The organism is Cellulomonas sp. McL0606, assembly GCF_058248365.1.
This window is the reverse complement of sequence record NZ_CM177779.1, coordinates 2673997-2685871: the sequence shown is the minus strand read 5'-3', so window position 1 is coordinate 2685871 and position 11875 is coordinate 2673997. Positions and strand designations below refer to the sequence as shown.

Below are 11875 nucleotides of genomic sequence, written 5' to 3'. Positions count from 1 at the left end.
CGCCGTTGCCTGGACGGGGACGCGGGGAGCGTCGCGCCGGTCAGGGTACGGCGGGAGCGGTCGGCGTCACAGCCGCCGAGGTCAGGACGGGTGCGGCCCCGGTGGAGCCGCGCACGATGGCTTCCGGGTGGAACTTCAGCTCGGTGCGCGAGGCCGGCGTTCCGCTGATCTCGGCGACGAGCGCGGACACCGCGGCGTGGCCCATCGCCTGCACGGGCTGGCGCACCGTGGTCAGCGGGGGGTCGGTGAACGCGATCAGCGGGGAGTCGTCGAAACCGACCACCGAGACGTCGCCGGGCACCGACAGCCCCCGGGAGCGCGCCGCCCGGACGGCGCCCAGCGCCATGAGGTCGGAGCCGCAGATGATCGCGGTGTGCCCCGAGTCGATCAGCTCGCCGGCGCCGGCCTGTCCGCCCTCGACCGTGAACAGCGACGTGACCACGTGCGGTCCGTCGTCCGAGATGCCGAGGTGCCGCTCCAGGTTGACCGCGAACTCCACCCGTTTGCGGGCGGACGGCACGAACCGCTCGGGTCCGATGGCCAGGCCGATGGAGCGGTGCCCGAGCGAGACGAGGTGCCGGAACGCGAGGTCGAGCGCGGCGCTGTCGTCGGTGGACACCGACGGGGCGTCGACACCCTCGGCGAAGCCGTTGACCAGCACGAACGGCATCCCGCGGCTGCGCAGCCGGTGGTACCGCTCCTTGCTCGCGGCCGTGTCGGCGTGCAGCCCGGAGACGAACACGATGCCGTCGACGTCGTGCTCGAGGAGCATCTCGACGTACTGGTCCTCGGTGGTGCCGCCGGGGGACTGCGTGCAGAGCAGGGGCGTGTAGCCGCGTTCGGTGAGCATGGTCTCGATGACCTGCGCGAACGCCGGGAAGACCGGGTTCGACAGCTCAGGGACCACCAGACCGACCAGGCCGGCCGAGCGCGTGCGCAGCTTCGGGTCGCTCGTAGCCGAGCACGTCGAGAGCGGCGAGCACGGCTTGGCGCGCCTGGGCCGACACTCCGTGCTTGCCGTTGAGAACCCGAGAGACCGTTGCCGTGCTGACGCCGGCCTGCTCGGCCAGGTCCGTCAGACGGGTACGCACGGGGGGCAGCGTAGGGGACACCGGACCTCCTTGTCCGTAAGGCTTTCAGGATCCATCACAAAGGGTCAGCAACGCGTCGCGGGGGCGATGGCGCAACCCGCTGAAAGCGTTGCCTGAAAGTTACCGTAACGACTTGCAAGGCCGGTTGCAACGAGGTTAGCGTCCTCCCCATCAGGCCAGCGTCGGTGGGGTTCCGCCGAGCGCAGGCACCCCCACAGACCTTTTTGGAGATGACGATGCGACGGAGCATCCCTGTCATCGCAGCGACGATCGGCCTCGCGCTGACGCTGGCTGCGTGCTCAGGTTCTGGCGACAGCGGCGGCAAGCGGCCGCCCCGAGCGAGAGCGCAAGCTCACCGGCACCCTGACGATGTGGGTCGACGAGACCCGCATCGACGTGATGAAGCCGATCGTGGACGAGTTCACGGCCGAGACCGGAGTCAAGGTCGACCTGGTGCAGAAGGTCTCGGGCGACATCCGCACGGACTTCGTCTCGCAGGTCCCGACGGGTGAGGGCCCGGACGTCATCATCGGTGCGCACGACTGGACCGGTGAGTTCGTGAACAACGGCGTGGTCGCGCCGGTGCAGCTCGGCGACAAGGCCGACGGCTTCCTCCAGTCCGCCGTGACGGCGTTCACCTACGACGGTCAGCAGTACGGCGTGCCGTACGCGATCGAGAACATCGCGCTGGTGCGCAACAACGCGCTCCTCAAGGACACGCCGGCCAAGACGTTCGACGAGCTCGTCACGCAGGCGCAGGGTGCCGGCACCGAGTTCTCTGTGCTCATCCAGCAGGGTGACCAGGGCGACGCGTACCACCTCTACCCCCTGCAGACGTCCTTCGGCGCCCCGGTGTTCGAGCAGGACGGCACGGGCTCGTACACCAACACGCTCGCGCTCGGCGGTGCGTCGGGTGACGCGTTCGCGTCGTACCTGCAGAAGCTCGGCCAGGAGAAGGTGCTCGACCCGGCCATCGACGGCGACAAGGCCAAGCAGGCGTTCCTCGACGGCAAGGCGCCGTACATCATCACCGGCCCGTGGAACACCACGGCGTTCACGGCCGCCGGCATGGACATCTCCGTCCTGCCGATCCCGAGCGCCGGTGGCCAGGAGGCCAAGCCGTTCGTCGGCGTCCAGGGCGCGTTCATCTCGTCGAAGTCGAAGAACCCGGTGCTCGCCAACGAGTTCGTCACGAACTTCCTGACCACCGAGAAGGTGCAGACCGAGCTCTACAAGGCGGGCGGCCGTCTGCCTGCGCTCAAGGCCTCGGCCGCGAAGGTCGACGACAAGGTGCTCGCCGGCTTCAACACGGCCGGTGCCACCGGCGCCCCGATGCCCTCGATCCCCGAGATGGGTTCCGTGTGGAGCTTCTGGGGCACCACCGAGGTGCAGATCATCGGCGGCCAGGCCGCCGACCCGGCCGGCGCGTGGAACACCATGACGACCAACATCCAGGGTGCGATCGACGGCAAGCTGACCGTACCCATCGAGGGTGCCCGCCGGGGTCCTGACCAGGGCCCCGGCGGGCGTTCGCCGAGACGCAGAGGCCGATCCCCGCCAGGATCGGACCTTTGGGCCGACCACACGCTCCACCCGCGGGCCATGCCCGCCCTGCCGCTGCGCGACGACGCGCAGCACGGAGGACCTCATGACGGACCAGCAGACCGCGCAGGACGTCGTCTCTCAGGGAGCGCCGCCGCCGCCCGAGGACGCGCCGCCTCGCTCCCGATCCGGCGACTCCCACGCGCGAGCCTTCTCGCCCGGGTTCGTCGCCGAGCTCCTGCTCGTCGCGCTCGTCGACGCGCTCGGCGTCTACGGCATCCTCGCCGCCGCCGCGGTGAACTCGTGGGTGATCGTCGCGTTCCTCGTCTTCGCGCTGGTCGTCGTCAACTGGGTGTACTTCTCCCGGCGCATGATGCCGGCCAAGTACCTGGTCCCCGGCCTGCTGTTCCTGCTCGTCTACCAGCTCTTCGCGATGGCGTACACGGGCTTCATCGCGTTCACCAACTATGGCGACGGACACAACTCCAGCAAGTCCGACGCCATCGAGTCGATCCTCGCTCAGAACGAGCGTCGCGTGGAGGGCTCCCAGAGCTACCCGCTGACGGTGGTCTCCCGGCTGGGGAACCTCGGTTTCGCCATCGTGCAGGACGGGGAGGTGCAGGTCGGGACGGCCGACAAGCCGCTCGAGCCCGCGTCCGATGCCACCCACGACGGTGACAAGGTCACGGCCGTGCCCGGGTACGACGTGCTCCAGTTCGCGCAGATCGCGCAGCAGCAGGAGGAGATCACCAACCTGCGGGTGCCGGTCTCGGACGACCCGAACGACGGGTCGCTGCGCACTCAGGACGGCTCGACGGGCTACATCTACACGTCGACGCTCGTCTACGACGCGAACGCGGACACGATGACCGACCCGGCGACCGGGACGGTCTACACGCCCTCCGACCACGGCAACTTCGTCTCCGCCGACGGCACGGTGCTGCTGCCCGGCTGGCGAGTCACCGTCGGCTTCGAGAACTTCACCTCATTCTTCACCGACTCGCGGATCGCCGGCCCGTTCTTCTCGATCCTCTGGTGGACGTTCGCGTTCGCGATCCTGTCCGTGCTGACGTGCTTCGTCGTCGGGCTCTTCCTCGCGGTCGTGTTCAACGACCCGCGGGTCAAGGGCAGGCGCATCTACCGGTCGCTGCTCCTGATGCCGTACGCCCTGCCGGCTTTCATCTCCGCGCTCGTGTGGCGCGGCCTGCTCAACCAACGGTTCGGGTTCATCAACGAGGTCCTGCTCGGGGGCGCCGACATACCCTGGCTGACCAACCCGTGGCTGGCCAAGCTGTCGATCCTCGGGGTCAACCTCTGGCTCGGGTTCCCCTACATGTTCCTGGTGTGCACCGGGGCGCTGCAGTCGATCCCGGGCGACGTCATCGAGTCGGCCCGCATGGACGGTGCCGGCGCGGCGCGGATCCAGCGCTCGATCGTCCTGCCGCTGCTCCTGGTCGCCACGGCGCCACTGCTCATCGCGTCGTTCGCGTTCAACTTCAACAACTTCACGCTGATCTACCTGCTGACCGGCGGCGGGCCGAACTTCCAGGGCACGCCGATACTCGTCGGCCACACCGACATCCTCATCTCGATGGTCTACTCCGTGGCCTTCGAGAGCGGGCTCAAGCAGTACGGCCTGGCCAGCGCCCTGTCGATCATGATCTTCCTCATCGTCGGCGCGATCTCCTGGGCCGGCTTCCGACGGACCCGCCGACTGGAGGAGCTGTGATGACCACCGCCACGACGGTCGAGCGCCGCACAAAGGCTTCGGTCGAGCAGCACCGCAGGGTGACGGGCATGCGATGGTGGCGCGAGGTCGGCTGGCGGCACGTGGTGGCCATCGTGACGATCGTGATCTGCCTGCTGCCCTTCGTGTACCTGGTGTCGGCCTCGCTCAACCCGGGCGGGACGCTCACCGGCTCGAACGACCTGTTCCGGACCCTCAGCATCGCGAACTTCTCCAAGCTGACCACCACCGAATACCCGCGGTGGTTCGGCAACTCGCTGGTGATCGCGACGGTCACCGCGATCGGCACGGTCCTGATGGGGGCCGCGGCGGCCTACGCGTTCTCGCGCTTCCGCTTCCGGGGCCGGCGAGGGTCGCTGACCAGCCTGCTGATCATCCAGATGTTCCCGCAGACGCTGGCGTTCGTCGCGATCTTCCTGCTGCTGCTCTCGATGGGAAAGGTGTTCCCGGCGCTGGGCCTGAACAAGCCGCTCGGCATCATCCTGGTGTACCTGGGGGGCGCGCTCGGCGTGAACACGTTCCTGATGTACGGCTTCTTCAACACCGTGCCGCGCGAGCTCGACGAGGCCGCGAAGATCGACGGGGCGACGCACGCACAGATCTTCTGGACGATCATCCTGCGCCTGGTCACGCCGATCCTCGCGGTGGTCGGGCTCCTCTCCTTCATCTCGACGTACGGAGAGATCCTCATCGCCAAGGTGGTGCTGGGGCGACAGGAGAACTACACCGTCGCACTCGGTCTGTACACCTGGGCGGCGGACGAACGTACAGCACCCTGGGGCCTCTTCGCGGCGGGAGCGGTGCTGGCCGCGATCCCGGTGATCATCTTGTTCTTCGCGCTGCAGAAGTACATCGTCGGGGGCCTGATCGCGGGGGCCGTCAAGGGATGAGCCACCTGCTCGGTCTCCCGCACCACGACGGGTCGGAGGTCTACGTCGGGCGAGGCACACCGAGCCTCGGCCAGGTGGTGCCCGTCAGGATCCGGGTCCCGGCCGCCGGCGCCGAGCGCGCCGTCTGGGTGCGGACCGTCCGTGACGGCGAGCCCCGGCTGGTCGAGGCCCGGATGGCGCGGTCCGACGAGCACGAACGGTGGTACGTCGCGGACGTCCCGGTGCACAACCCGGTCACCAGCTACCGCGTGCTCCTCGACGAGCCGGGCGGCTACCGCTGGCTGAACGGGCGGGGCGTGCACGACCGCGAGGTGCCCGACGCCGCCGACTTCCGGCTGACGGTGCACGACCCGGCGCCGGCCTGGATGGACACCTCCGTCGTCTACCAGGTGTTCCCGGACCGGTTCGCCCGGGCGGGGTCGCCGGACGGCCCGCTGCCGGACTGGGCGCTGCCGGCCCGGTGGGACGACGAGCCGATCGGCGGGGGACCCGGCACGGCGACGCAGTTCTTCGGGGGCGACCTGCCGGGCATCGAGGCGCGCCTGGACCACCTGGAGCGGCTCGGCGTCGACACGCTGTACCTGACGCCGGTCTTCCCGGGGCGCTCCAACCACCGCTACGACGCGAGCACGTTCGACCATGTGGACCCCTTGCTGGGTGGCGACGAGGCGCTAGCGTCCCTCAGCCGCGCCGTGCACCGGCGCGGCATGCGGATCCTGGGCGACCTGACCACCAACCACACGGGCGCCGGGCACGAGTGGTTCGCCCGGGCGCAGGGGGACCGGGCCAGCGAGGAGGCCGAGTTCTACTACTGGTCCGAGGACGACCCCGGCTACGTCAGCTGGCTCGAGCACGCCTCGCTGCCCAAGCTGAACTACAACGCGCCGTCGCTCGCCGCGCGGATGGTGCAGGGCCCGGACTCGGTGATCGGCCGCTGGCTCGGCGCGCCGTACTCCCTGGACGGCTGGCGGATCGACGTCGCGAACATGACCGGCCGGTACGCCGACGACGACCTCACGCACCTGGTCGCCCGGACCATCCGCGCGACGATGCGCGACATCAACCCGGACGCTGTGCTCGTCGCCGAGCACTTCCACGACGCCGGGCTGGACCTGGCCGCCGGCGGCTGGCACGCGAACATGAACTACTCGGCGTTCACCCGACCGGTGTGGACCTGGCTGGTCGACCCCGGCAGCGCCCTCGGCTTCCTGGGCATGCCCGTGCCGATCCCGCGCCGCGACGGCGAGTCGATGGTGGCCACCATGCGCGACTTCGACTCGACCGTCCCGTGGAACGTCACGACCCACCAGTGGAACATGCTCGGCTCGCACGACACCGCCCGTCTGCGGACCGTCGTCGGCACCCGGGAGCGCGTGGAGCTGGCCGCCGGGCTGCTGTTCACCTACCCCGGCACCCCGGCGATGTTCGCCGGCGACGAGGGCGGGCTGACCGGCACCAACGGTGAGCACTCGCGGGTCGCCATGCCCTGGCGCGACATCGACGCGGGCGGGGGTCCGCGCTGGGACGCGGGCACGTTCGACATCTACCGGTCGCTCATCGCGGTCCGTCGCGGGTCGCGCGCGCTGCGCGAAGGCGGGATGCGATGGGCGGTCGTGCGGCCCGACGCCGTCGCCTACCTGCGGGAGACGCTCGACGAGCGGGTGCTCGTGGTCGTGGCCCGCGGCCCCTGGGAGGGCGTCGACCTGCCCCGCCACCTGCTCGCGCCGGGTGCCCTGCCGGAGAACCTGTACGGCGGTGGGGACCTGGAGGTGGGCACCGACGCGCTGCGCGTGGGCGGCGACGGCCCCGGGGTCCAGGTCTGGCGGCTGGCCTGATCGTTAGGCTGACGCCGTGACCATTCCGGACCAGGCACTGGCCCACACCCCGGACGTCGACGGGTATGTCGACGCCGACCGTGAGCGGTGGGTCCGGGAGGGCACCAAGTCTCGCGAGCGCACCGCGTTCGAGCGCGACCGCGCCAGGCTGGTGCACTCCTCGGCGCTGCGGCGGCTCGGGGCCAAGACGCAGGTGCTCGGACCGTCGTCGGACGACTTCGTGCGTACGCGTCTGACCCACACGCTCGAGGTCGCGCAGGTGGGCCGCGAGATCGGCAAGGCGCTCGGCTGCGACCCGGACGTCGTCGACACCGCGTGCCTCGCCCACGACCTCGGCCACCCGCCGTTCGGGCACAACGGCGAACGCGCGCTGGCCGAGCTGGCCAAGGGCATCGGCGGTTTCGAGGGGAACGCCCAGACGCTGCGGCTGCTGACCCGGCTCGAGCCGAAGGTCGTCGGGCCCGACGGACGGGCGGTCGGCCTGAACCTCACGCGCGCGTCGCTGGACGCGTCCGTCAAGTACCCCTGGCGCCACCGGCAGGGCCCGATCAGCGAGGCGAGCGGGCGACCGACGCACAAGTTCGGCGTCTACGAGGACGACCTGCCGGTGTTCGAGTGGCTGCGCGAGAACGCGCCCGAGGGTCGCAAGTGCCTCGAGGCGCAGGTGATGGACCTGGCCGACGACATCTCGTACTCGGTGCACGACGTCGAGGACGCCGTGGTGGGCGGCCGCCTGGACCTCGAGGTGCTCGGCGTGCCGAAGGAACGGGACCGCGTGATCGAGGCGGTGCAGACCTGGTACGGCGACGCCGTCACCGGCGACGAGCTGCAGGACGCGATCGACCGGCTGGTGACCGCGAGACTCTGGCGGCAGGGGTTCGACGGGTCGCGCGGCGCGCTCGCTCACCTCAAGGACTCGACCAGCCAGCTCATCGGCCGGTTCGCCAAGGCCTCGCAGCGGGCGACCCGAGCGGAGTACGGCCCGGGGCCCCTGACGCGGTACGCCGCCGACCTCATCGTCCCGCACGAGACCCTCGCCGAGATCCTCGTGCTCAAGGGCCTCGCGGTGGCCTACGTCATGGCCCCGCGCGAGCTCGAACCGCTCTACCACCGGCAGCGCGAGGTGCTCACCGACCTCGTGCACGTGCTGTCGGAACGAGCACCCATCGCCCTCGAGCCCCCGTTCGCCGCGGACTGGGTTGCGGCGGCGGACGACGCCGCCCGGCTGCGCGTCGTGATCGACCAGGTGGCCTCCCTGACGGACATCTCGGCCGCCGAGCTGCACGCGCGACTGGTTCACCCGCCGCGGCACGGCGGACCCGCGGCGTTCGTCTGACCGGCCACGCATCCACGCCTAGACTCGGCGCGTGGCGGGACGCATCCGACGGGAGGACGTGGAGGCGGTCCGCGAGCGCGCCCACATCGACGAGGTCGTCGGGCAGCACGTCACGCTGAAGCCGGCGGGCGTCGGGTCGCTCAAGGGCCTGTGCCCGTTCCACGACGAACGCTCGCCGTCCTTCCACGTCCGCCCGCAGGTGGGTCGCTACCACTGCTTCGGCTGCGGCGAGGGGGGCGACGTCATCGACTTCGTGCAGAAGGTCGACGGTCTGGGGTTCTCCGAGGCCGTCGAGTACCTCGCCGGCAAGGTCGGCATCCAGCTGCGGTACGAGGAGGGCGGCGCCCCGCGGCCCGGCGAGGAGCCCGGCAAGCGCCGGCGGCTCATCGAGGCGCACAAGGTGGCCGAGGAGTTCTTCCGCGAGCAGCTGGGCGCACCCGAGGCCGCCGCCGGTCGCGCGTTCCTGTCGGAGCGCGGGTTCGACCGCACCGCGGCCGCCGACTTCGGGGTGGGGTACGCGCCGAAGGGCTGGGACTCGCTCATGCGGCACCTGCGCGGTCGCGGGTTCACCGAGGCGGAGCTCACCGCGTCCGGCCTGGTCAGCCAGGGGCAGCGCGGCGTCTACGACCGGTTCCGCGGGCGGCTCGTCTGGCCCATCCGTGAGGTCACCGGGGAGACGGTCGGGTTCGGGGCGCGCCGGCTGTACGACGAGGACCAGGGGCCCAAGTACCTGAACACCCCGGAGACCGCGCTCTACAAGAAGTCGCACGTGCTGTACGGCATCGACCTGGCCAAGAAGGACATGCAGCGCGACAAGCGCGTGGTCGTGGTCGAGGGCTACACCGACGTCATGGCCATGCACCTGTCGGGGGTCGGTACCGCGGTGGCGACGTGCGGCACCGCGTTCGGCTCGGACCACGCCCGGATCGTGCGCCGCCTGGTCGGCGACTCGGGGTCGAGCGGGGGAGTGCAGCTCGCCTCGGGCGCGTCCGTGGGCGGCGAGATCATCTTCACCTTCGACGGTGATGCCGCAGGTCAGAAGGCCGCGTTGCGCGCGTTCGGCGAGGACCAGACGTTCACCGCGCAGACCTTCGTCGCCGTCGAGAAGTCGGGCCTGGACCCGTGCGAGCTGCGCCAGGCGAAGGGTCCCGACGCGGTCCGCGCGCTGGTGGCGGGCCGGACCCCGCTGTACGAGTTCGTCATCCGGAGCACGCTCGAGACCTACGACCTACGGACCGCGGAGGGCCGCATCGGTGCCCTGCGCGCCGCCGCGCCCGTGGTCGCGGGGATCCGGGACGCCGGGCTGCGGCCCGAGTACACGCGCATGCTGACGGGCTGGTTGGGCATCGACGACGAGGAGCAGGTGCGCCGCGCGGTCCAGGGTGCGACGAGCCGGCAGCCGTCGCGCGGTGCGGACCCGCGTCCCGTCCGCGACGAGCGGCAGGCTCCCCGAGACGAACGGCCGGCACCGCGCATGCCGCAGCCGGACCGCCGCGACCCGGTGGCGCAGATCGAGCGGACCGCGCTCGAGGTGGTCCTGCAGCAGCCCGCACTCGTGCCCGAGGAGTTCGACGACCTGCCCGCCGACGCGTTCGGCGCACCCGCCTACCGCGCGGTGCACGAGGCGGTCCGGGCCGCCGGCGGGCTCGTCGTCGCCCGGACGCTCGGGAACGCGACGGCCTGGGTCGGCGCCGTGATCGAGGAGGCGGGGGAGAACCTGCGGCCCCTGGTCACCGAGCTGGCGGTCGCGCCCTTGCCCGAGGACCGCCCCGACGCGCTGGACGGCTACGTCAAGGGCGTCGTACGTAGCCTCGTCGAGATGGGGTTCACGCGGCACATCGCCGAGCTGCGCGGGCGCCTGCAGCGCATGGACGCCGAGGTCGACCCGGCCGCCTACCGTGCCGCGTACGCCGAGCTGGTCGAGGTCGAGGGCCGGCGCCGCACGCTGCGTGAGAGCGCCTGAGGTAGGAGAGGCTGTCCTGCATCGTTGCAGGTCAGGGCAGGCTTCGCTTCGGTGACAACCCCGAGAACGCGGCCTAGCGTGGCGCTATGACCACGGTCTCGACTCCTCGCCCGGCCCCTACCGTCTCGAGCCTGAACTGGCTGCGCGCGGGCGTGCTGGGCGCTAACGACGGGATCGTCTCGATCGCGGCGACGGTCCTCGGCGTGGCTGGCGCGGCGACCTCGGTCGGCACTCTCGCGGTCGCCGGCATCGCCGCGCTCGTCGCGGGCGCTCTGTCGATGGCTGCGGGCGAGTACGTGTCGGTGAGCAGTCAGCGCGACGCCGAAAGGGCGGCGCTGCGGCGTGGTCGCGTGCTGCCGACGATGGCGGTCCGCGACGATCCTGACGCGCAGTCCAACCCCTGGCACGCCGCGGTCGCCTCGTTCGGCGCTTTCCTGATCGGCGGTTTCGTCCCGCTCGTCGTCGTCCTGGCGCCGTGGGGCGGTGCACGAGTCCCTGCCACGTTCGTCGCCGTTCTGGCCGCGCTAGTGGTCACGGGCCTGGTGGCCGCCCGGTTCAGCGACGCGGAGCCGCGGCGCTCGGTCCTGCGCAACGTGCTCGGCGGCTCCGTGGCGATGGCGGTGACGTACGGGATCGGGGCTCTCGTGGGGCTCACCGTCTGAGCGCTCAGCGCAGCGCGACCAGCCCGGTGCCCTCGTCGAGCAGCAGTCCGCCGTGGATGGTCGCGGTGACGGTCATCGCCGTGACGTAGAGGCTGCCGCCGTACCAGGAGATGAACGCGGTGTCGGTGGCGTCGCGACCGGTGGCGATGCGCACGAGGGACTCGCGCGGGGCCATCCCCGTGGCGTCGACCACGTGCCAGGCGCCGTCGATGTACGCCTCGGCGACCGCGTGGAAGTCCATCGGCTTGAGCCCGGGCGCGTACACGGAGGTCAGGCGCGCCGGGACGTCGCGGGCGCGGAGCAGGGCGACGACGAGGTGCGCGAAGTCGCGGCACACCCCGCGGCGCTTGAGCAGCGTGTCGGTCGCGCCGTCCGTCGGCAGGCTCGACCCGGACAGGTACGTGACGTGGTTGGTGACCCAGCCGACGACGGCGTCGAGCAGCTCCTCGCCGTCGAGGTCGCGGAACTGGTCGCGCGCGAACGCGAGCAGCCGGTCCGAGTCGGCGTAGCGAGAGGGGCGGCGGTACTCGACGATGTCGACGTCGTCGATGGGGGGCAGGTCCGCCTGGCCCGTGATGGTGGCGTGGTAGTCGACGACCACGCGGCCCTTGGGGGCGAGCACCCGGTGCATGCGCGCGCCGTGCGCGAGCTGATCTCGGTGACGTCCAGCGGGCCGTCGTCATGACGGACCGAGAGGAGCTCGGAACGGTCGTAGGCACCGTCGGCGACGGCCACGAGGAGCTCGATCTCGAGCGGGGCGCGCACGTCGAGGGAGAGATGAGAAGTCACGGTGCGCAGCACGGCCGCGG

At 71.1% G+C, this 11875-nt stretch carries 6 protein-coding genes and 3 pseudogenes; 7 read left to right on the top strand and 2 right to left on the bottom strand.

The genetic code is table 11. From position 1 onward, the window contains the following. Positions 1-40: 40 nt before the first annotated feature. Positions 41-1112, bottom strand: a pseudogene (locus tag AC38ZX_RS13790) (LacI family DNA-binding transcriptional regulator). A 348-nt stretch (positions 1113-1460) separates the two neighbouring features. Between AC38ZX_RS13790 and AC38ZX_RS13785 the strand changes: the two are divergent. The 7 genes and pseudogenes from AC38ZX_RS13785 to AC38ZX_RS13755 all read left to right on the top strand — a co-directional run. Next, positions 1461-2309 (top strand): annotated as a pseudogene (locus tag AC38ZX_RS13785) (sugar ABC transporter substrate-binding protein); the annotation flags it as partial. 430 nt (positions 2310-2739) lie between these two features. Beyond that, positions 2740-4362, top strand: a complete 1623-nt coding sequence (locus tag AC38ZX_RS13780) for an ABC transporter permease subunit (RefSeq protein ID WP_491294886.1) — start codon at positions 2740-2742, stop codon at positions 4360-4362. Continuing rightward, the gene (locus tag AC38ZX_RS13775) at positions 4362-5270 is read left to right on the top strand and encodes a sugar ABC transporter permease (RefSeq protein WP_491294885.1); all 909 of its coding nucleotides are present in this window, start codon (positions 4362-4364) and stop codon (positions 5268-5270) included. The genes AC38ZX_RS13780 and AC38ZX_RS13775 overlap by 1 nt, the downstream gene beginning before the upstream one ends. Next, positions 5267-7105, top strand: coding sequence for a glycoside hydrolase family 13 protein (locus AC38ZX_RS13770; RefSeq protein WP_491294884.1), 1839 nt, complete (start codon positions 5267-5269; stop codon positions 7103-7105). Before AC38ZX_RS13775 ends, AC38ZX_RS13770 begins: the two co-directional genes overlap by 4 nt. 16 nt (positions 7106-7121) lie before the next feature. Beyond that, positions 7122-8441, top strand: coding sequence for a deoxyguanosinetriphosphate triphosphohydrolase (locus tag AC38ZX_RS13765; protein WP_426592474.1), 1320 nt, complete (start codon positions 7122-7124; stop codon positions 8439-8441). Between the two features lie 31 nt (positions 8442-8472). After that, positions 8473-10404: a DNA primase gene (gene dnaG, locus AC38ZX_RS13760; protein WP_491294883.1), complete on the top strand. Its 1932-nt coding sequence runs from the start codon at positions 8473-8475 to the stop codon at positions 10402-10404. An 86-nt stretch (positions 10405-10490) separates the two neighbouring features. Beyond that, positions 10491-11066 carry a VIT1/CCC1 transporter family protein gene (locus AC38ZX_RS13755; protein ID WP_426592472.1) on the top strand — a complete coding sequence of 192 codons (576 nt, stop codon included), beginning with the start codon at positions 10491-10493 and terminating at the stop codon, positions 11064-11066. Between the two features lie 4 nt (positions 11067-11070). On the opposite strand, the pseudogene AC38ZX_RS13750 reads toward AC38ZX_RS13755, so the two are convergent. Next, a pseudogene (locus AC38ZX_RS13750) lies at positions 11071-11867 on the bottom strand (transglutaminase-like domain-containing protein). Positions 11868-11875: the final 8 nt, after the last annotated feature.

What these genes read in the sequence shown, in the direction of transcription:
- AC38ZX_RS13755 (WP_426592472.1), top strand. Translation starts at nt 10,491, where the DNA reads ATGACCACGGTCTCGACTCCTCGCCCGGCCCCTACCGTCTCGAGCCTG.
- AC38ZX_RS13770 (WP_491294884.1), top strand. Translation starts at nt 5,267, where the DNA reads ATGAGCCACCTGCTCGGTCTCCCGCACCACGACGGGTCGGAGGTCTAC.
- AC38ZX_RS13775 (WP_491294885.1), top strand. Translation starts at nt 4,362, where the DNA reads ATGACCACCGCCACGACGGTCGAGCGCCGCACAAAGGCTTCGGTCGAG.
- AC38ZX_RS13780 (WP_491294886.1), top strand. Translation starts at nt 2,740, where the DNA reads ATGACGGACCAGCAGACCGCGCAGGACGTCGTCTCTCAGGGAGCGCCG.